The following is a 20,268-nucleotide window of genomic DNA, read 5'->3' as shown; positions in this document are numbered from 1 at the left end:
CCGTTCGCAGAGGGGCCTAGCCGTACGCGCCCGCTTTGGTTACATGGCGCGCCACCCCACACCCAGGATCGGCAGCTTTCATGGATATCCGCCTCGGCCTCACTTTCGACGACGTCCTTCTGTATCCGGGGGAATCGGACGTGCTGCCAAGCCAGGCGGACACGCGGACCCAGGTAACACGGGGGATAGCCCTCAACATTCCGATCCTGTCCTCCGCAATGGATACTGTGACCGAAGCGGACATGGCGATCGTCATGGCGCAGCTCGGCGGCATCGGCGTGCTACACCGTAACCTGACGATCGAGGAACAGGTTGTCGCGGTCCGTCAGGTCAAGCGGTTCGAATCGGGGATGGTGGTCAACCCGATCACGATCAAGCCGACCGCCACTCTGGGCGAAGCGCAGGCGTTGATGGCCGGCCATCGGATCAGCGGCATTCCGGTCGTCGAGTCGGATGGCAAGCTGGTCGGAATCCTGACCAATCGCGATGTTCGCTTTGCCGGGAACCCGCAGCAGCCGGTCAGCGAGCTCATGACGCACGAGAATCTTGCGACTGTATCGACCGAGGTCGGCAAGGAGGAAGCGCGCCGGCTGCTGCACCAGCGTCGCATCGAAAAGCTGCTGGTCGTCGATGCCGAGTATCGTTGCGTCGGCCTCATTACGGTCAAGGATATCGAAAAGGCCGTCATGTTCCCCGATGCGACCAAGGACGAAGCGGGCCGCCTGCGTGTCGCAGCGGCGACGACCGTCGGCGACAAGGGCTTCGATCGCACGGAACAGCTGGTCGACGCCGGATGCGACCTGATCGTCATCGACACGGCACATGGTCATAATCGTGACGTCGGGCGTGCCGTTGAGCGAGTGAAGAAACTGTCCAACTCGGTCCAGGTCGTTGCCGGGAACGTCGCGACGGGCGACGCCACCCGCGCGCTGATCGACGCGGGCGCGGACGGCATCAAGGTCGGCATCGGCCCCGGGTCGATCTGCACCACGCGGGTGGTCGCTGGCGTGGGCGTGCCGCAGTTGACGGCCGTGATGGATTGCGCCGAAGCCGGTCACAAGGCCGGCGTACCGGTGATCGCGGATGGCGGTATCCGCACGTCGGGCGACATGGCCAAGGCGCTGGCTGCAGGCGCATCGACCGTGATGATCGGGTCGCTGCTCGCCGGGACGGACGAGGCGCCGGGCGAAACCTTCCTCTACCAGGGCCGCGCGTATAAATCCTATCGTGGCATGGGTTCGGTCGGCGCTATGGGTCGCGGGTCTGCGGATCGCTACTTCCAGGGCGATATCAAGGACCAGCTGAAGCTGGTTCCCGAGGGCATCGAAGGGCAGGTTGCGTATAAGGGTCCGGCACGCGACGTCGTCCACCAGCTCGTCGGCGGGATCAAGGCAGCGATGGGCTATACCGGGTCGGCGACGATTCCGGATCTGCAGGCACGCGCGGAATTCGTCCAGATCACCGGTGCCGGCCTGATGGAGAGCCATGTCCACGACGTCACGATCACGCGCGAGGCCCCGAACTACCCGACGCGCTAGCATCGACGCCTCCCGATGCCGCAACGGGATCGGGAGGGCCCGCCGGCCGGGAATGTGGCAAGCGGATACCTGAAATCATTCCCTTCTACGTCCGGGAGGGGGTAGGGGCAGGGGATGATGATGATCCCCTACCAAATCACTGCCCGATATTGCGCAATCCCGGGAGGTCGGCCTTGACCCCGTCGGCGCGGACGCAGGCCGCGATCGAGCTGCTCGACCAGATCATCGCCGCTGCCCGCGAGAGTGGCGCGGCAGCGGACACGCTCATCGCCCGCTACTTCGCCACGCGTCGTTACGCTGGGTCGAAGGACCGTCGCGCCGTGCGTGAGCTCGTCTATGCGGCGATCCGCAAGGCAGGAGATCGACCTGAGAACGGCCGTGCCGCGATGCTGCTGGTGGCCGATGCTGACCCCGCGCTGGCCGCGACCTTCGACGGCTCGACCCATGCACCAGCGCCGATCGGCAAGGATGAACCGCGCGCACGCGCCGGCGTCGCGCCGCAATGGCTGACCAAGGCGTTGCGGGCATCGGGGCTCGATGGCGCGGCGCTCACCGATCTTGCGGGGCGTGCGACGCTCGACCTGCGGGTCAACACGCTCGTCGCGGATCGTCCCGCCGTGCTCGCCGCATTGCCCGACGCTGAGGCGACACCGCACGCTCCCGACGGAATCCGGCTGCCGACCGGCACGAACGTCGAGGCATTGCCGCTGTTCAACGAGGGAGCGCTGGAAGTCCAGGACGAGGGCAGCCAGATCGTCGGGCTCGCGATGCAGGCCAAGCCCGGCCAAAGGATCGTCGACCTCTGCGCAGGCGCTGGCGGCAAGACGCTCGCGCTCGCCGCGATGATGGCGAACACGGGTACCCTCCTTGCCTGCGATACCGATCGTAACCGGCTGTCACGGCTGGCGCCGCGCGCGACCCGTGCGGGCGCCGCGATCATCGAGACGCAGTTGCTCAACCCGACCCGTGAGATCGAGGCGTTGAGCGAATGGGCAGGCCGTGCGGACGGCGTGCTCGTTGATGCGCCTTGTTCGGGAACAGGCACGTGGCGACGCAATCCCGAGGCGCGCTGGCGCCTGACGCCCGACCGCGTGTCCAGATTGCAGTCGACCCAACAGCAGGTCCTGTCGGTCGCGGCAACGCTGGTCAAGCCGGGCGGCGCGCTGGTGTATATCGTGTGTTCGCTGCTTGATGCGGAAGGCACGGACCAGGTTGGATGGTTCCTGGGCGCGCATCCCGGCTGGACGACCGCGCCGCTGTCATTGCCTGCAGGCGCGGTCCATGGCCACGGGGTTCGGCTCGAACCGGGCCGCGACGGCACCGACGGATTTTTTGTCGCGCGCCTTATCAGCCCATGCTAGCCAAACCCGCTGTGCCCCGCCTGGAGACCATCATGCGTTTTTCGACCGTTGCCGTTGCCGCCGCGCTGACGGTCGTGTCCGTATCGACGTCGCTGAGCGGCCAACGGCCCGATACGCAGATTGATGCGCGGTCGTTGCAACTGCTCGCGCAGGGGCGAAGCCTCAAGGCGGCCGGCAATCTCGACGGTGCGACCGACATGCTCGAAACCGCGGTCGCGGTGGATCCGCGCAATCGCGCGGCGTTCGTCGAACTGGGCAGGGTCGCAGAGGCACGCGAACTGCCGGGCAAGGCAATCCGCCTTTACCGCGAGGCGCTGCTGCTCGAGCCCAACGACGTCACCGCGTTGCAGGGGCAGGGCAGTGCGTTGGTGATGAAGGGCGCGGTCGTCCGGGCCCGCGACAACCTCGCCAAGATCCGCACCATCTGCAAGGGTCCGTGTCCCGAAGCCGTGCAGCTTGCCGCGATCATCGCCAAGGGTCCGCCCATCACGACTGCGCAGGTCGTAAAGCCCGCGACCCCCGCCAAGGACTGAGCGGAACGACCTCAGCCGCTGACGGTGAGCGGCCGTGTCTTCGCAGCGCGCGCCAGTGCCACGAAATCCAGCACCGACAAGGTCTCCGCGCGTCGCGTCCCATCGATCCCGATCCGCTCCAGCGCATCGAGAGCACCAGGCACCGACTTCAGGCTCTGGCGGAGCATCTTGCGACGCTGGCCAAATGCGGCGCCGGTCAGCCGTTCGAGCAGGGCGAAGTCGACACCCTCGGGCGCGGCCTGTGGCGTGATGTGGACGACCGCGGACATGACCTTGGGTGGCGGCGTGAAGGCCGATCTGTGGACCGGCATCGCGATCAGCGACGCGCTTCGCCATTGTGCCAGCACCGCCAGACGTCCGTAATGGTCGCTATTGGTGGTCGCGACAATGCGTTCAGCGACCTCCTTTTGAAACATCAGCGTCAGCGATTGCCACCATGGCACCCAGTCCGCCGACAGCCAGCCGACCAGCAATGCGGTACCGACATTATAGGGCAGGTTGGAAACGATGTGTGGCTTTGTCGTGAATAACGCCGGTGCGTCGATCGCCAGCGCATCGCCCTCGATGACCTTCAGCTGCCCCGGGAACGCCTCGCCCAGTTCGGCCAGCGCCGGGATACAGCGGTGATCCCGCTCGATCGCCGTCACGCGCGCACCCGCCGCCAGCAAAGCGCGGGTCAGTCCACCGGGACCTGGGCCGACCTCGAGGACTTCAGCGTCGTGCAGGTCACCCGGCACAGCGGCGATGCGCGCCAGCAATTGCCCGTCGAACAGGAAATTCTGCCCCAGCGCCTTGCTGGCATTGAGGCCATGCCGCGCGATCACCTCGCGCAGCGGGGGGAGGGCCGGTGCCGGGGCGATCATCGACTTTCGGCGCTTTGCGCGGCACGCCGATCGGATGCCTGGCCGGCCATCGCGATAGCCGCGATCATGGCACCCGGTTCGGCGAGGTTTTTACCGGCGATCGGGAATGCCGTGCCGTGGTCAGGCGACGTACGCACGATAGGCAGCCCGAGCGTGATGTTGACGCCTTCGTCAAAATGGATGGTCTTGAGCGGCACGAGCGCCTGGTCATGATAGCAGCAAAGTACCGCGTCATAGGTCGCGCGCGCGCGCGGGTGGAACAAGGTATCTGCCGCAAAAGGCCCGGTCGCATCGATGCCCTCCGCGCGCAGCAGCTCGATCGCCGGGGCGATGATATCAATCTCCTCACGACCGAGCGCGCCCTGTTCGCCCGCATGCGGATTGAACCCGGCAAAGGCGAGCCTCGGGGCCGCGATCCCGAAATTCCGCGTCAACCCACGAGCCGTTGCCCGCCCCTTTGCGACGATCAGATCGACCGACAGCAGGGACGCGACGTCGCTGAGCGGTACATGCGTTGTGATCGGCACGACACGGAGTGACGGGCCGGCAAGCATCATCACGGCATTCTCGCCCGCGACGCCGAACCGTTCAGCGACGAACTCCGTCTGCCCGGGATGGGTGAAGCCAATCGCATAAAGCTTTGCCTTCGATACCGGCCCCGTGACCAGTGCGCGTGCTGCTCCGGTCTTGACCAGTCCCACCGCAAGCTCGAGCGCATGCAAGGCGCAACGGGCGCCCTCGACATCCGGATTCCCGGGCACGATCTCGCCCGCGTCTTCGACGCTCAGCACCGGCAGCGCACCGGCGAATACCGTGGCCGTTTCGGTAGGATCAGCGATCCGGACCACGGGCCCGGACCAGACCCGCTCGATCGCCCGGATGTCGCCGATCGCAACGAACGGGGGCAGATCGTGCGCAACACGCGCGGCCCAAGCCTTGGCGATGATTTCAGGTCCGATCCCCGCGGGGTCGCCCATCGAGACGGCGAGGGGGCGCGACTGCGGCATGTCAGGATCAGCGATATTCGACGACGGCGTCACGACGCAGATCGCGCAGTTTCTGCTGGGCCCGCAAATTGACGCGCTGCTGCTCGAGCTGTCCCTGGATCTGCTCCGAACTCGGCAGATTGCCTGACTGCGGATCGTCGCGTCCGCACAGGACGAGGGCACGTACGCCCTGTTCGGCGGACCCAAACGGCGGACTCGATTCGCCAACCTGCAACTTGAGCATCACTTCCTGAAGCTGCGGCGGAAGATCGCGGATCCGGACCGTATCATTGTCGACAACATCCGCGCCGATGCCCGCGGCGACCTTTTCGACGGTGCCGCACCCGCGCAGATCCTTCGTCGCTCTAGCGAACGCCTCGGCGCGAGCCGCGGCCTGCGCCTGCGAGGTATTGGGCGGGAAGCGCAACGTCAGCTGCTTCAGGCTGAGCCGCGCGTCGCGTGGGTCGGCGGTCAGCACCTGGCGCTTGTCGGTCAGGTACAGGATCGAATAGCCGCCCGACACCTCGATCGGACCGGCCACCTGACCGACCTGCATCGACTGCGTCGCCTGCGCGAGCTCGGCCGGCAGCGTCGATGCACGAACCCAGCCGAGATCGCCGCCGACCGCGCGGGTCGACGCCTCGGAGAATTGCCGCGCATAGGACTCGAACGGCTGCGTGCCCTTCTGGATTTCCTGGATCAGCTGGCGGGCATTGGCATAGACCTGTTGCCCGTTCGTCGCATTCCCGGCGAGGTAGATTTCTTTCAGGTTGAACTCGTCCGTACCCTTGGCCGCCTCGAGGCGGTCGATGATGCCTTTGACCTCCTCGTCACCGACGTTGACGAAGGGCTCGACGCGCCGCCGCAGATAGCGCTGCCAGGCCAGCTCGCCTTCGATCTGACGCTTGAGCGAGCGATCCGACGAGCCGGTCTGCCGCAGATAGGCCGCCATGGTGGCAGGGGTACGGTTGAACCGCTTCGACACCGCGTCATAGCTCTGCGTCAGTTCGGCGGGCGTGATCGTGATGTCGGCGGTCTTTGCCTCCTGGATCTGCAGCGTTTCGTCGATCAGCTGCCGCAGGACCTGGAGCTTCAACCGGTCGCGGTCTTCGGGCGAGAGCTTGGCGCCCTCATTGGCCATCGCGATCAAGGCGACGCGCTGATCGACGTCGGTGCCGGTGATCACGGAGTCGTTGACGATCGCCGTCGGCTTGCGGACGTTCGGATCGACCTTGCCGAAGATCTGAAGGTTCGTCGGCAGGTTAAGCCCGGTATTGTCGGGCACGCTCTGATCGGACACGGTCTGGCCGGATCCTCCAGCGGGCGCGGGCGCAGGCGTTGGCGCGGTCTGGGCAATGGCGCTTGCGGTCAGTGCGGCAAGGACCACAGCGCCGATTACGCGGCCACCACGCGCCGTCAGTCGAACATCATGCTTCAAGGTGTCGGTATCCCATCATCGCGTATCATCGCACGTGCCGCGCGGCCTACCCTGGCTTAGCTGAATGCGGGCTTAGCGGCCAAGATTGGTGAAGGCCAGCGTCAGCAGGAAACTGTTCCCCTTCCGCGCATCACCGGTATCGTTGTACGTCCGCCGCCACGTCGCGCCAAGCCGCAGGCAATCGTCTTCATACTGAACGCCGACACGGTGGCGGATCGGGCTGAAACCGTCGCTGACGGACAGCGGATCTTCCGCTTTGTTCGTCAAATCGACGACCCCCGATCCGAAGGCGGACCAGAACCGTGCGAACTGGACACGGCCAGCGACGCGGATCTCCTCGCGATCGCGCAAATCCTCGATCGCCGCGTCGATGTTGCGGTTCAGCTTGAGATAGCCGACGAGCACATAGGTTGCGCGCGATCCGATCGTCGCGTCGATCTCGTTGCGGCGGATCGCCAGGCTGTCCTTGTCGAGCCGGTAGCGGTGCACCACCGAGACAAAGTCGCGGATCCGTAATTCACTGCGACCGACGATATCGGAGAACCGGTCGCTGAGCCCCGTACCGTCGGGCAGGATCGTCGGCCGCGTACCCAGGCGATAGCTCTGCCCGATATTCGTCGTGAAGGCGATCCCGGGAAGGTCGAGCGCCCATTCGCCGCCATAGGTGGCGCGCGAGGAATCCTCGAACCGGTCATACCCGGCAAACCGGTTCAGTGCGAACAGGTTGGTATCGTCGAGGTCGACGGCGCGCGAATCCTCGTTGGGGATGCGCGTGTTGGCAATGCTCGGTGCGGCTACGAGCTGGACACGCGGCGTGAACCGCTGCGTGCCGCCGAGGAACGTGCCGATGAACGGCCATTTCACGTCGACGGCAGCTGCGCCGATCGCCCGCTTGTGAAATCCTTCGAGTCCGCGATAACTGACGATCGAGGTCGCGTCGGTGTTGTTCGTGTTATAGGCGTCGGCGCGGGCGAATGCCGTGAAGGTGACTTCCTGACCCCAGTTCGTCAGGCGCCGAAGATCCCATTGCGCGCTGGCGAACGCGCGCTGCGTGTCCTGTCCGTCGGTGCGTGTCAGCGCCAGCGTGTTGAGCTGGAGCTGCACGCGGCCCCCGACCAGTCCATCGTCGAAGCGCTTGCGATAGTCGATCTCGGGAAGCGCGATCGGCTGCTGACCTTGGCCGTCATTGACGCGCAGCGTCTGGACGTACCAGCCGGTCAGCGCGAAATAGCTGCTGTCGTCGATCCGCTCGAGGCTGGCCGTGCTGCGCAACCGGTCGTCGCGCGAGATGTCGTAGCGCCGCAGGAACGTCCGGTCGGTCGTCAGGCGGAGCGAGCCGCTGACACTCCAGTTGGGCGTCAGCTGATAGCGCGCCATGCCGTCGAGATAGCCGCGGAACGCCATGCTGGTGTCCGCCGAATTTGCCGTGGTCAGATCGTCGCTTCGGCGGCTTTCGGTCGCATAGGCGCGGAGGCTGAACGCGCCCCTGGTGCTGAGCGCGGAGTAGTCGGCCTGAAGCATCGGTAGGACGCTGGTGTAGAGGTGCGGCGTGACGACCAGGCCCTGGTTGGGCGCGAGCTTCACATAATAGGGAATGCTGACTTCGAAACCGTTGACCCGGCTATAGCCGCCATTGGGCGATAGCAGCCCACTGTCGCTGCCCCCACCGACGGGATTGGAGAATTTGGGCAGAGGCAGGCTGGGAAGGCCGAACAGGTGCAGCCGCGCGCCGGCATAATAGATCCGCTTGCGGTCGGGGCGATAGGTGACGCTGACCGCGGTGATCTTCCACGTTGGCTCCTTGGGGCAACCGGCCGAGTTGACGACGGCGCAGGGCGTATATGCGGCACTGCGCAGTTCGACCGTGCCATCAGCTTCGCGCGTCCCCTGCTTGGCGGCCAGCCTGCCGCCCTGTTCGAGCACGACCAGCATGTTGTCGACCACGCCGTCTTTCAGCGAGTCGGTCAATTCGATCGAGTCGCCATAGGCAATGTCGCCCTGGGGGTTGGTGACCGCGATATTGCCCGTCGCGAGGACCTTGCCGGTCTTGCGGTTCCACACCACCTTGTCGGCGCGCAGCCGATCGCCCTGGCGGAACATGCGGACTTCGCCAGTTGCCGTGACGATGTCGGCGTCGGTGTCATATTCGAGACCGCTGGCGCTGAACTGCACCTGATCCGGGTCCGTTGGGGTCGACGATGTCGGCGTTTCCGGTAGGGGCGGCGCAGCCGGACGCGCCTGGAGATCCTGCGCGCGCGCGGACGCTGGAAGCAGTCCCGATGCGAGCAAGGCGAGCGACAGGGCGCAACCCGCCATAAGGTCGATACGCAACACGATCCGAACCAACCCCTTTTGGAACTGCGGCCGGGCGCCGCCATACCGCGCCGCCTATCGCATCGTCCGCGCGTTGCTGCAATCGCCGTGCGTCGGATCACCGCTATCCACAGGCTTGATCGGCCGCGACCTTGCTTTGCCGCCTCCGCAGCATCAGCTTAGGGGCATCTAGCCCAGTTTATTCAATGTTTTTCGAGGTCCCCATGCAGATCGATTTCACCCCCGTCGCCAAGCCCGATGCGGCCATTCTCGCCGTGCCCGTTGCCAAGGACGGACTGTCCAAGACGCGATGGACCGCGATCGGGGATAGCGTCGAGGCGGTAGCGACGCAGGCCGCGGCCGCTGCCCGCTTCACCGGCGAAGCGGGGGCGATCATCGAGGTCTTCGTTCCGGTCGCGGACACGGTACGCCACCTCCTGTTCGTTGGCGTCGGTGCAGGCAGCGATGCGGATTGGGGGAAAGCGGGCGGTGCGGTCACCGCGCGCCTGCTGACGTCAGGCGCCATTGCTGTAACGATCGACCTGGGTGCCGCCTCGACGCCCCCGAGTGCTGCGGCTGCCGCCCGGTTCGCCGCAGCGGGCCTGCAGCGCGCATGGCGTTACGACACGTATCGCACCAAGCTTGCCGAGACGTCGAAGCCCAGCTTGACGACATTCACGATCGCCGGTGCCCCCGAAGGCACCGACGCGGCATGGGCTGAGCAGGCCGCGGTGAGTGGTGGCATGGATCTGACGCGGTGGCTCGTCACGTCGCCGCCGAACATTCTCTATCCCGAGAGCTTTGTCGAGAAGGTGACGAAGGACGTCGAAGGGCTGGGGCTCGAAATCACCGTCCTCGACGAAGCGCAGATGGCGGAACTCGGCATGGGTTCGCTGCTGAGCGTCAGCCAGGGCTCGCGACGCGAGGCCCGCCTGCTGGCGCTGAAATGGAACGGGGCCGCCGCCGACGTCCCGACGCTTGCCCTTGTCGGCAAGGGCGTGACGTTCGATTCGGGTGGTATCTCAATCAAGCCGGGCGCAGGCATGGAAGACATGAAGTGGGACATGGGCGGGGCAGGGGCCGTCGCCGGCGCCCTGAAGGCGCTGGCGGCCCGCAAGGCGAAGGTCAATGTGGTCGGCGTGATGGGATTGGTCGAGAACATGCCCGATGGCGCGGCGCTGCGACCAAGCGACGTCATCACGTCGATGTCGGGCCAGACGATCGAAGTCCTGAACACCGATGCCGAGGGACGGCTCGTGCTTTGCGACTGCGTAACCTGGGTGCAGAAGACGCATCAGCCTGCGACTATCGTCGATCTCGCGACGCTGACGGGTGCGATGATTGTCGCGCTTGGCACCGAGAATGGCGGCATCTTCGCCAATGACGACGCGCTGGCGGACCAATTGCTTGCGGCTGGTACGGCCAGCGGCGACACGCTGTGGCGTTTCCCGCTGTCGCCGGCCTACGACAAGCTGATCGACTCGCCGATCGCGGACATGAAGAATGTCGGCCCGCGCGGCGCAGGGTCGATCACTGCGGCGCAGTTCATCAAGCGCTTCGTCGACGAAGGCGTGAAATGGGCACATCTCGACATCGCGGGCATGGTCTGGTCGGACAAGCCGGGAACCCACCACGACAAGGGCGCGACCGGCTATGGCGTGCGCCTGCTCGACCGGTTCGTTGCCGACAATTTCGAAGGCTGAACGTCACCTATCCCGTCATCCCGGCAGCGGTCGGGATGACGGGGGGCACTTGGGCGGCAGTCTGAACTCGGGGAATGAGCATAATGCAGGTCGATTTCTACCACCTGACCACCCCGCTCGACCGCGTCCTTCCGCGAATCGCCGAGCGCGTCGTGCAGACCGGCGGTCGCCTTTTGATTGTCGCCGAACCCGAGGCGCAGCGTGTCGCCCTCGATCGGCTCCTCTGGTCCTATGCGCCGGAGAGCTTCCTGCCCCATGCGCATATCGGCGCAGGTGACGACGCGGCACAGCCCGTCCTGATTGCCAGCGACGTGACGACGGCCAACGCCGCGCGCAATGTTGCGATCGTCGATGGTCACTGGCGGGACGCGGCGCTCGATTTCGAGCGGGTGTTCCATGTTTTTGACGAAGAGGCGATTCGCGAGGCGCGGCTGGCATGGAAGGCGCTAGGCGATCGCGACGGTGTCGAGCGCCGGTACTGGAAACAGAACGATGCCGGCCGCTGGGAGCAAGCTGCCTGAAATTGGACGGCATAGGCGTTGCTTTGGGGCCGATCCGCGCCTAAGCGCCGCGCATCCAATTCCCGCCAACACAGGAGCCCGTGACCATCATGGCCGCGAACCGTACCTTTTCGATCATCAAGCCCGATGCCACCCGCCGCAACCTGACCGGTGCGGTCACCAAGATGCTCGAGGAAGCCGGCCTGCGCGTCGTCGCGTCGAAGCGCATCCAGATGACCCGTGAGCAGGCCGAAGGCTTCTACGCGGTGCACAAGGAGCGCCCCTTCTTCGGTGAGCTCGTCTCGTTCATGATCTCGGGCCCCGTCGTCGTTCAGGTTCTCGAGGGTGAGAACGCGATGCAGCGCAACCGCGACATCATGGGCGCGACCAACCCGGCAAACGCCGAGCCCGGCACGATCCGCAAGGAACTCGCTGAGTCGATCGAAGCCAATAGCGTTCACGGTTCGGATTCGGACGAGAATGCGGAGATCGAGATCGCCTATTTCTTCAAGCCCGAAGAAATCGTCGGCTGATGCTCTGGCGGCTGCGACGCGCGACGGTGGGCGATGCGCCCGCCCTCTCGCTCGTCGGAGCCGCCTCGTTTCTTGACGCCTACGCAACAGCATTTGCGGGCGTCGACATCGTCGATCATTGTACGCGGAACAACAGCGTCGCGGTCTTCGAGGCATGGCTCGATGATCCGGCAACGATCGTGACGCTCGCCGAATATGAGCCGGGCCATGCCCCGATCGGCTATTCCGTACTTACGAAGCCTGCATTTCCTATCGACACCGGCCCTCGCGATATCGAACTGCGCCGCATCTACCTCATGAAGCAGGCGCAGGGATCAGGTCTCGGTGCCGCGTTGATGGACCGGGCGCTCGCTGACGCGGCCGAGCGCGATTACGCCCGTGTGTTGTTGGGTGTGTGGGGCTTGAACGCCCGCGCCCGCGCCTTTTACGAACGCCAGCAATTCTCCGTGATCGGCACCCGGCCCTTCAGGATCGGGACGACGCCGTATACCGATCCGGTCTACGCCCGTGAAATCTGACGGTCGCAGGGGTAAGGTGCCTCGTTAGCGTTGTTGGCGTGTCCATAACGCGTCTAGCCTAGCCTGATCGCCGCCACGTTGCCTGAGCTTCAAGCCCTCCAGTTTCAGCGATCGGCCGAACGGAAACACACCGGCTTTCGTGCGCCAGATCACGTCGTAGATGCCGCTTGCCGAACCCGAGACATCGCCGTCGGTATAGGTGACGGCAATGAGGACCGGCAGCCGCCCGGCCTGATCGTCCGCGCCGCCGTCGGTGGCTTTCAGCAAGGCCTTTTCGAACCAGTCGCGTTGGATCTGATCCGTCAGGGCATCCTTGCGCTCGACGCTCAGCGCCGAGGGGAACGCGATCGTCGCCGTCTGGATGTCGTGCCTCTCGTCGCGCAGCAACATCAGCGAATCGCCATTCTCCGCCGCGACGGCTCGGATTTCGAAACGCCGGCTTTCGCGCTGTTCGCTGGCAAGTGCGCTCGCCTTCTCGGCCTTGTCCGCGTTGCGTTCGGACCAGTTGCTCCACAGCGTGAGTGCCGCGATGAGCACGCCAGCGACCGCGAGGACCTCTGCCAGCGTCACCCAGCGGCGACGCGTTTCGGCGGCTTCACGCCGTTCGGTTGGTGTTTCGCGGCTCATCAGACGTCTGCTTTCGACAGGGCGTTCATCGTGTCACGAACTCGGCGAGCGTTCTGGGGTATAGCGCATGTTCCGCGGCCAGCACGCGACTCGCCAGCGCGTCCGCGTCGTCGGCTGGCAGAATCGGGACTTCGGCCTGGCCCAGCACGACGCCGCCATCGAGTTCCTCGGTAACCAGATGGACCGAGCATCCTCCGGTGGCATCGCCCGCCGCGATCGCCCTCGCATGCGTATCGAGCCCCTTATATTTGGGGAGCAACGAGGGATGGATATTGACGATCCGATCGCGCCATGCGGCGACGAGTCCGTCGGAGAGCAGCCGCATATAGCCGGCCAGCGCGATGACATCGACCGCGGCGTCCCGGAGCGCCCGATCGATCGCCGCCTCAAAGGCCGGTTTACCCAACCCGCGGGGAGACAGCGCAAATGTCGCTATCCCCTCGGCCTTTGCCCATGCGATGCCGGCCGCCTCCGGCTTGTCGGACGCGACGAGCACCACCTCATAAGGGCAGTTCGCAGCGCGCGACGCCTCAACCAGCGCGATCATGTTCGATCCGCGCCCCGATAGGAGCACGCCGACGCGCGTTCTGTCAGCCATGAGTCGCGGTCCAGTCGGCGCGCGCGCTCCATGTGCCCGCCGAACCGCGCACGGTGCAGCCATGTGTCCCCGCCTCGATCCGCCCGATCGGGAATACCGTCTCGCCCGCGGCTTCCAGCGCAGCGGTGATCATTGTCACATCGTTAGCGTCGACGATAGCGACCATGCCGACGCCGCAATTGAAGGTCCGTGCCATCTCCTCCGGTTCGATAGCACCCTGCGCCTGAAGGAACGCCATGAGCCGGGACTGCTCCCAGGCATCCGCATCGACGGTCGCGTGAACGCCTTGTGGCAGAACCCGTGGAATGTTTTCGAGCAACCCACCGCCCGTGATATGCGCGAGGCCCTTGATGCGGCGTTCGCGCAGGAGCGGCAGCAGGCCGGCGACGTATATCCGAGTCGGTGCCATCAGATGGTCGATCAGCAGCTTGTCCTGATCGAACAGCGCCGGCCGGTCGAGTTTCCACCCGCGGTCGCTGGCGAGACGGCGGACCAGCGAGAAGCCGTTCGAATGCACGCCCGACGACGCCAGTCCGAGCATCACATCGCCCGCCGCGATATCGCGGCCGGTCAGCATGTTGGTCCGCTCGACCGCGCCGACGCAGAAGCCGGCGAGATCATAGTCGCCGTCCGCGTACATGCCCGGCATCTCCGCGGTTTCGCCGCCGATCAGCGCACAACCGGCCGTCTTGCAACCCTCTGCGATCGACGCGACTACGCGCTCCGCCACCGCGGCGTCGAGCTTGCCGCTTGCATAATAATCGAGGAAAAACAGCGGCTCTGCGCCCTGAACGATTAGGTCGTTCACGCACATCGCAACGAGATCGATGCCAACGCCGTCATGTCGGTTCCATTCGATCGCGAGCTTCAGCTTGGTGCCCACGCCATCGTTCGCCGCGACCAGCAAAGGGTCGACGAAGCCCGCCGCCTTCAGGTCGAACAGGCCACCAAAGCCGCCGAGATCGGCATCGGCACCGGGTCGTCGCGTCGAGCGGGCAAGCGGTGCAATCGCGCGCACCAGCGCGTTGCCGGCGGCGATCGAAACCCCCGCTTGAGCATAGGTATAGGGCGTGGCGGTGTCTGGCGTATCGGTCATGATCGGTGCTGCTAGCCACATCGCGCTTGGATTTCCACGTCTGCTTCGCCAAAAGGCCCGCGTGATGCGTATCCGTGCCCTTCCCATCGCGCTTGCCGGCGCCGCGCTCCTGCTTGGCGGCGGGGCCGTGCTCGCACAGATCGAGGGCGGCAGCCGCGGCGCAGCGCCCGTCGATAGCGGGAGTGCGTACGAGGTCAGCGGCGTCATCGTCGACGTCGCGGGCCCGTCCGCCGACGCTGCCCGCTATGGCGGCTGGCGACTGGCGCAGCGCAAGGCCTGGGTGCAGTTGTCGAATCGGCTGGGCGGGGGCGGCGCGCTGGTGTCCGACGGCACGCTCGATTCGCTGGTTTCGGGTATCGTCGTCGAGAACGAACAGATCGGGCCGCAGCGTTACGTCGCCAAGCTCGGCGTTCTGTTCGATCGGACTCGGGCGGGATCGCTCCTGGGTATCTCGACTTATTCGGATCGGTCGCAACCGATGCTCGTCATACCGGTCCAATGGTCGGGCGGTGTCGGGCAGGTCTTCGAGCAGCGGACGGAATGGCAGCAGGCCTGGGCACGCTATCGGACGGGTAACAGCAGCATCGACTATGTCCGCCCGTCGGGGTCGGGCCCCGACCCGCTACTGTTGAACGTCGGCCAGACGCAGCGGCCCGGCCGCGGCTGGTGGCGGACGATCATCGATCAATATGGCGCCAGCGACATTCTCGTTCCGGTCGTCACGCTATATCGCCAATCGCCGGGTGGCCCGGTGATCGGGGTGTTCGAAGCACGTCATGGCCCCGACAACGCGCTGATCGGCCGTTTCACGCTGCGGGTCGGGACCCCCGACGGGCTGCCGCAGCTCATGGACACCGGCGTCAAGCGGATCGATGACCTGTACCAGCAGGCGCGGCGGAACGGCACGCTGCGGGTCGACTACAGCCTTTCGCCGCCGCCTGCGCCCGATCCCATTGCGACTGAGACCGTCCCGGGCGATGAAACGGCCGACGCCAATACGGCCGTCCTGACGGGGGGCACCGGCCTCTCGATCACCGTTCAGTTCGATACGCCCGCAGCGGCGGCCGTTACCTCGACGGAGGCGGCGCTGCGGGCGATTCCCGGCGTCCGGTCGGCCGCGACGACCAGCCTCGCACTCGGCGGCGTGTCACTGATGCGTGTTGCCTATGATGGCGATCCGGCAGCGCTCAAGGCGGCGCTCGAAGCGCGCGGCTATCAGGTGTTCGGTTCGGGCCAGACCATTCGGATCCGCCGCACCGCACAACTTCTTCCGCCGGACTTGCCTGCGGACAATGCGACGACAGGGTGAGCGCGGATCGAATGACTCAAATTGCGCTGCCGCTCGGTTGGCCGGCGGATCCCCGTGACGACGCCTTCCTCGTAACTCCTTCAAATGTCCGTGCGGCGCAGACGCTGGAGCATTGGGCGACCTGGCCGGTGATGACCGCCATCCTGACCGGTCCGCGAAAGTCTGGCCGCAGCCTGCTCGCACGGATCTTCGCGGCCAAGAGTGGCGGGACGATCATCGACGACGCAGAACGCGTACCCGAGGCACAGCTATTCCACGCCTGGAACCAGGCCCAGGAAGAGCAAAAACCGTTGCTCATTGTCGCTGACGCGGCACCGCCCGAATGGAAGGTCAAGCTTCCTGACCTGCGATCGCGCCTTGCTGCGAGCCCGATCGCGGCGATCGGTGCACCCGACGACGAGCTCATGCGCCTGTTGCTTGCGCATCTGTTCGAGCGCCGCAACGTCGATGCACGGCCCGATCTCATCGACTGGCTCGCGTCGCGAATCGAGCGTAGTCATATTACCGTCACGCGAACCGTCGATGCGCTGGATCAGGAAACGATGGAACGCCGCAAGCGCTTGTCCATTAATCTTGCACGAACCACCCTGACCGAGGCTGGCCTGATCCTACGGCCGCAACTTGCCCTTGATCTGCCGCTTTTCACGTCACCTTAAGCCCCTAGAGGACCGATGAACCGTCCAGCGCATATCGTCCGCCAAGCGGAAGACGACGACGATCCCATCGGCGCTCAGCCGAACGACCGATTTTTCAACCGTGAGCTTTCCTGGCTCGCGTTCAATCGGCGCGTGATCGAAGAGGCGTGCAATCCGGCGCATCCGTTGCTCGAACGGCTTAGGTTTCTCTCGATTTCGGGATCCAATCTCGACGAGTTCTTCATGGTCCGTGTCGCCGGACTGAAGGGTCAGCAGACGCAGGACGTCGATCGTCGCTCGGCCGACGGCTTGACCGCCGGGCAGCAGCTGACCGCGATCATCCGCGAAGCGGACGCGCTGATGGAGAGCCAGCAGGCGGTCTGGGGTGATCTTCGTGTGCTGCTCGACGAAGCGGGGCTGTTTGTCCTGCGCCGCGATGCCGTCGAGGGCGAAGCCGATGACTGGCTCGAAACGCATTTTCGTGAGCAGATCTTTCCGATTCTGACCCCGCAGGCGCTCGACCCCGCCCATCCGTTCCCGTTCATTCCGAACCGCGGCCTGTCGGTAATCTTCGACCTCGTCCGCCGGTCGGACAACGAGCCGGTCCGCGAACTGGTCATGTTGCCGCACACCATGACGCGCTTCGTGCGGTTGCCTGGCGAGCCCGCGCGCTACGTCGCGATCGAGACGCTCCTCAAGCGGTTCGCGCCGGTGCTGTTCCCGGGCTATGAGGTGCTTGCCGCCGCGAGCTTCCGCGTCCTGCGCGACAGCGACATGGAGATCGAGGAGGAGGCGGAGGACCTTGTCCGCTACTTTGCCAACGCGATCAAACGCCGCCGCCGGGGCCGGGTAATCCGGCTCGAGCTGGAAACCGGGATACCGGACGTGCTGGCAGCCGTGCTCAAAGATGAACTGGGCGGGGCCGAGGCGATCATCACCGAAAGCGGCAATCTGCTGGGCATCGTCGATCTCGACGGACTGGTCGAGGAGGATCGCCCCGATTTGAAATTCCCGCCCTTCACGCCGCGCTTTCCGGAGCGAATCCGTGAATTTGGCGGTGATTGCTTCGCAGCGATCAAGGCCAAGGACATCGTCGTCCACCACCCCTATGAGACGTTCGAGGTGGTGCTGGCCTTCCTGAAGCAGGCGGCGAATGATCCCGATGTCGTCGCCATCAAGCAGACGCTCTACCGCGCCGGCAAGCAACCCGCGGTCATCAATGCGCTGATCACCGCGGCCGAGGCGGGCAAATCAGTCACCGCGGTGGTCGAACTCAAGGCACGGTTCGATGAGGAGCAGAACATGGTCTGGGCCTCCGCGCTGGAACGCGCAGGGGTGCAGGTCGTCTATGGATTCATCGACTGGAAGACCCATGCAAAGGTCTCCCTGGTCGTCCGCCGAGAGGGGCAGGCGTTCCGGACCTACTGCCATTTCGGTACCGGCAATTATCACCCCGTCACAGCCAAGATCTACACTGACCTCAGCTTCTTTACCGCCGACGCGGCGGTCGGGCGTGATGCTGCGCAGATGTTCAACTACATCACCGGCTATGTCGAACCGACGGACATGGCCCGCGTCAGCCTGAGCCCGCGCGACCTCCGGAAGAATCTGATGACCCTGATCGACGTCGAGATCGCCAATGCCCGCGCGGGGCGACCGGCAGGGGTCTGGGCGAAGATGAACTCGTTGGTCGACCCTGCGGTGATCGAGAAGCTGTACGAGGCGAGCGGGGCTGGGGTCGAAATCGACCTCATCATCCGCGGTATCTGCTGTCTCCGACCGGGTGTGCCCGGCCTGTCCGAAACGATCCGCGTCAAATCGGTGATCGGCCGGTTTCTCGAACACAGCCGTATCTGGGCTTTCGGAAACGGGAAGGCGTTACCGAATGACGGTGCAAAGCTGTTCATCTCGTCCGCCGACTGGATGCCGCGTAATTTCGATCGGCGCGTCGAATACATGCTGCCGATCCTCAACCCGACGGTGCACGACCAGATCCTCGACCAGGTGATGGTCGCCAATCTCATCGACAACGAACAAAGCTGGGAGCTAGGACCCGACGGCGATTATTCGCGCGTCGATCCCGGCGATCGTCCGTTCAACCTGCATCGGTATTTTATGACCAATCCGTCTCTTTCCGGCCGTGGTGCATCGCTTGCCACGAGCGCAACCGTGCCGACGCTTTCGCTCCGTCGACAGCGATGAGCGTTACCAACCTCCTGTTCGGCACCGCGACGCCAAAGGTTGAGGTCGACGACCATCCGCGCACCGGGATCATCGACATTGGATCGAACTCGATCCGGCTCGTCGTCTATCAGGGGCCGCCCAGACTGCCGGCGATCCGGTTCAACGAGAAGGTGCTGGCGGGCCTCGGCCGCGGATTGGCGGCGACGGGCACGATCGAAAAGTCAGCACTCAAGACGGCTAAGGTGGCGCTTGCGCGGTTTGCCGCGGTTGCGCGTGAGATGGAGTGTTCGACGCTGCGGACGGTTGCCACGGCAGCAGTTCGCGATGCCCGGAACGGTGGTGACCTCATCGCCGCGGCAGAGGAGTTGGGGCTCAAGGTTGAGACGTTGTCGGGCGGACAGGAGGCGAGCGCTGCGGGCTATGGCGTGCTGTCTGCGATCCCTGAGGCGGATGGCATCGTCGGCGATCTCGGCGGCGGCAGCCTTGAGCTCGTACGCGTCCGCCGTGGCAAGATCGAGGACAGCGTCTCGTTCCCCCTCGGCGTGCTGCGTATCGGACCGATGCGGGCGAAACGCGGCAAGGTGCTCGAGCGCCATGTCGCGCGGCTCGTACGCGACGCCGGCTGGGCCGCACGCGGGCAGGGACTGCCCCTGTATCTCGTCGGCGGGTCATGGCGCGCGCTGGCGCGGCTCGATATGGAGTTGTCGGACTATCCGCTGCCGATCATCCATCAATATTCGATGACCGCAGCGACCGTCACGCGCCTCAGTCGCACCATCCCGCAATTGTCCAAGCCACGCCTGAAAGCCATTCCGGGCCTGTCGTCCGGCCGGATCGCGACGCTTGGGGATGCCGCCGCGTTGCTCGGCATTCTCATGCGCCAGCTTGGTAGCAAGACGACGATCGTCTCCGCCTATGGCCTTCGCGAAGGGCTGCTCTACGGCGACCTCAAACCGGCGGCGCGGGCACTCGACCCCCTGATCGAAGCCGCACGCGAGGAGGGGCGCCTGCTCGGCCGCTTTCCCGAACATGGCGATCTGCTCGATCGCTGGATCGCGCCGTTGTTCGTTACCGAACCCCCTGCGGTGGCGCGCTTACGCCACACCGCCTGCCTCCTCGCCGACGTGGGTTGGCGCGCCAATCCGGAATTTCGCGCCGAGCGCGGGGTCGAAGTCGCGTTGCACGGCAATTGGGTCGCGATCGACGCACCGGGTCGCGGTATGCTCGCCCAGGCCCTGTATACCAGCCTTGGCGGTGACCTGGCCGCCGCGGATCCCGTGGAGCGCCTGGCGACACCCACAGAGATCCAGAGCGCAACGGCCTGGGGACTTGCGATGCGTCTCGGGCAGCGAATGAGCGGCGGGCTTGCCGGACCGCTCAAACGCTCGCGCATCACCGATGACGGCGTATCGCTGACGCTTACGCTGCTGCTCGCAGATCGGGGACTCTACGGGGAAGCTGTTGAGCGGCGGCACGCGGCGCTAGCCGCGGCCATCGGCCGGAAGCCGGTGCTCGCGATCGCTTGACCGGAGA

The 20,268-nt window shown here is 65.4% G+C and carries 18 protein-coding genes; 11 read left to right on the top strand and 7 right to left on the bottom strand.

The features are described 5' to 3' along the window. Positions 1-80: 80 nt before the first annotated feature. The 3 genes from guaB to IFT87_RS13930 all read left to right on the top strand — a co-directional run bounded on the left by guaB (position 81) and on the right by IFT87_RS13930 (position 3,432). On the top strand, positions 81-1,538 hold the full coding sequence (gene guaB / locus IFT87_RS13940) for an IMP dehydrogenase (protein WP_031393400.1): 1,458 nt from the start codon (positions 81-83) through the stop codon (positions 1,536-1,538). A 173-nt stretch (positions 1,539-1,711) separates the two neighbouring features. Further along, complete coding sequence (locus IFT87_RS13935) at positions 1,712-2,899, top strand: RsmB/NOP family class I SAM-dependent RNA methyltransferase (protein ID WP_192008943.1); 1,188 nt, start codon at positions 1,712-1,714, stop codon at positions 2,897-2,899. A 32-nt stretch (positions 2,900-2,931) separates the two neighbouring features. Next, positions 2,932-3,432, top strand: coding sequence for a tetratricopeptide repeat protein (locus IFT87_RS13930; RefSeq protein ID WP_128082084.1), 501 nt, complete (start codon positions 2,932-2,934; stop codon positions 3,430-3,432). 11 nt (positions 3,433-3,443) lie between these two features. Here the strand turns inward: IFT87_RS13930 and rsmA are convergent, their stop codons facing one another. The 4 genes from rsmA to IFT87_RS13910 form a co-directional block, all read right to left on the bottom strand. After that, the gene (gene rsmA, locus IFT87_RS13925) at positions 3,444-4,295 is read right to left on the bottom strand and encodes a 16S rRNA (adenine(1518)-N(6)/adenine(1519)-N(6))-dimethyltransferase RsmA (protein ID WP_037528481.1); all 852 of its coding nucleotides are present in this window, start codon (positions 4,293-4,295) and stop codon (positions 3,444-3,446) included. Next, positions 4,292-5,302 (bottom strand): 4-hydroxythreonine-4-phosphate dehydrogenase PdxA, encoded by a 1,011-nt coding sequence (gene pdxA, locus IFT87_RS13920; RefSeq protein WP_084215043.1) that lies wholly within the window; start codon positions 5,300-5,302, stop codon positions 4,292-4,294. The genes rsmA and pdxA overlap by 4 nt, the downstream gene beginning before the upstream one ends. 7 nt (positions 5,303-5,309) lie before the next feature. After that, complete coding sequence (locus IFT87_RS13915) at positions 5,310-6,653, bottom strand: peptidylprolyl isomerase (RefSeq protein ID WP_426290647.1); 1,344 nt, start codon at positions 6,651-6,653, stop codon at positions 5,310-5,312. 138 nt (positions 6,654-6,791) lie between these two features. After that, a complete protein-coding gene (locus tag IFT87_RS13910; protein WP_192191132.1) occupies positions 6,792-9,035 on the bottom strand; it encodes an LPS-assembly protein LptD in 2,244 nt (747 codons plus the stop codon). A gap of 221 nt (positions 9,036-9,256) precedes the next feature. Between IFT87_RS13910 and IFT87_RS13905 the strand changes: the two genes are divergently transcribed. The 4 genes from IFT87_RS13905 (at position 9,257) to IFT87_RS13890 (ending at position 12,286) form a co-directional block, all read left to right on the top strand. Beyond that, complete coding sequence (locus tag IFT87_RS13905; RefSeq protein WP_192008941.1) at positions 9,257-10,735, top strand: leucyl aminopeptidase; 1,479 nt, start codon at positions 9,257-9,259, stop codon at positions 10,733-10,735. Between the two features lie 83 nt (positions 10,736-10,818). Beyond that, positions 10,819-11,256 carry a DNA polymerase III subunit chi gene (locus tag IFT87_RS13900; RefSeq protein ID WP_037528477.1) on the top strand — a complete coding sequence of 146 codons (438 nt, stop codon included), beginning with the start codon at positions 10,819-10,821 and terminating at the stop codon, positions 11,254-11,256. Between the two features lie 89 nt (positions 11,257-11,345). Beyond that, positions 11,346-11,768 carry a nucleoside-diphosphate kinase gene (gene ndk / locus IFT87_RS13895; RefSeq protein ID WP_031393391.1) on the top strand — a complete coding sequence of 141 codons (423 nt, stop codon included), beginning with the start codon at positions 11,346-11,348 and terminating at the stop codon, positions 11,766-11,768. A gap of 26 nt (positions 11,769-11,794) precedes the next feature. Beyond that, on the top strand, positions 11,795-12,286 hold the full coding sequence (locus tag IFT87_RS13890) for a GNAT family N-acetyltransferase (RefSeq protein ID WP_328799342.1): 492 nt from the start codon (positions 11,795-11,797) through the stop codon (positions 12,284-12,286). 24 nt (positions 12,287-12,310) lie between these two features. On the opposite strand, the gene IFT87_RS13885 is transcribed toward IFT87_RS13890, so the two are convergent. Genes IFT87_RS13885 through purM form a run of 3 tightly spaced genes read right to left on the bottom strand, consistent with a single transcriptional unit; the run spans position 12,311 to position 14,607 of the window. Next, positions 12,311-12,913, bottom strand: coding sequence for a hypothetical protein (locus IFT87_RS13885; protein ID WP_031393389.1), 603 nt, complete (start codon positions 12,911-12,913; stop codon positions 12,311-12,313). Positions 12,914-12,938: 25 nt separating this feature from the next. Further along, positions 12,939-13,511, bottom strand: coding sequence for a phosphoribosylglycinamide formyltransferase (gene purN, locus IFT87_RS13880; protein WP_037528472.1), 573 nt, complete (start codon positions 13,509-13,511; stop codon positions 12,939-12,941). Further along, a complete protein-coding gene (purM, locus tag IFT87_RS13875) occupies positions 13,504-14,607 on the bottom strand; it encodes a phosphoribosylformylglycinamidine cyclo-ligase (protein ID WP_037528499.1) in 1,104 nt (367 codons plus the stop codon). The genes purN and purM overlap by 8 nt, the downstream gene beginning before the upstream one ends. 64 nt (positions 14,608-14,671) lie before the next feature. Between purM and IFT87_RS13870 the strand changes: the two genes are divergently transcribed. Genes IFT87_RS13870 through IFT87_RS13855 form a run of 4 tightly spaced genes read left to right on the top strand, consistent with a single transcriptional unit; the run spans position 14,672 to position 20,261 of the window. Then, a complete protein-coding gene (locus IFT87_RS13870; protein WP_031439006.1) occupies positions 14,672-15,916 on the top strand; it encodes a heavy-metal-associated domain-containing protein in 1,245 nt (414 codons plus the stop codon). Positions 15,917-15,927: 11 nt separating this feature from the next. Continuing rightward, positions 15,928-16,572: a DnaA ATPase domain-containing protein gene (locus IFT87_RS13865; RefSeq protein WP_031439007.1), complete on the top strand. Its 645-nt coding sequence runs from the start codon at positions 15,928-15,930 to the stop codon at positions 16,570-16,572. 15 nt (positions 16,573-16,587) lie between these two features. Beyond that, the gene (locus IFT87_RS13860; protein ID WP_031439008.1) at positions 16,588-18,753 is read left to right on the top strand and encodes an RNA degradosome polyphosphate kinase; all 2,166 of its coding nucleotides are present in this window, start codon (positions 16,588-16,590) and stop codon (positions 18,751-18,753) included. Beyond that, entirely contained in the window at positions 18,750-20,261 is a 1,512-nt protein-coding gene (locus tag IFT87_RS13855; protein WP_192008940.1) for a Ppx/GppA family phosphatase, read from the top strand. The genes IFT87_RS13860 and IFT87_RS13855 overlap by 4 nt, the downstream gene beginning before the upstream one ends. Positions 20,262-20,268: the final 7 nt, after the last annotated feature.

Source organism: Sphingomonas sp. CFBP 8765 (assembly GCF_014841445.1).
In the GTDB taxonomy this organism is placed as follows: domain Bacteria; phylum Pseudomonadota; class Alphaproteobacteria; order Sphingomonadales; family Sphingomonadaceae; genus Sphingomonas; species Sphingomonas aerolata.
Note: the sequence above shows the minus strand (reverse complement) of the source record. Positions and strands in the feature narration are given on the sequence as shown.